This window comes from Duganella qianjiadongensis (assembly GCF_009857915.1).
Lineage (GTDB): Bacteria > Pseudomonadota > Gammaproteobacteria > Burkholderiales > Burkholderiaceae_D > Rugamonas > Rugamonas qianjiadongensis.
Genome location: NZ_WWCM01000091.1, coordinates 1 through 269, shown reverse-complemented (window position 1 = coordinate 269; position 269 = coordinate 1). Strand labels below are relative to the sequence as shown.

Sequence of the window (269 nt, the reverse complement as noted above, 5' to 3'; positions counted from 1 at the left end):
AATCTGCGGATCAAAGTTTGTTTGCTAACTCCCCGCAGCTTATCGCAAGCTACTACGTCCTTCATCGCCTGTAATCGCCAAGGCATCCGCCATGTGCACTTATTCACTTGTCCCTATAACGTTAGCTCCTGCGACTAACAGGAAGCGTTTATAGGAATAAGAAGTATTACGTTAATGCGTTTGTTGATACATACAATCATTACCCATCGTCTTACGTTTTACCGTAAAACGATCAATAAAAATTTACTTACTTCTTCCAGATTGTTAAA

General features: G+C 40.1%; 1 rRNA gene. It reads right to left on the bottom strand.

Features of this window, described 5'->3' with window-relative positions:
- A 23S ribosomal RNA gene (locus GTP27_RS23415) occupies positions 1–113 on the bottom strand; the annotation flags it as partial.
- Positions 114–269 lie beyond the last annotated feature (156 nt).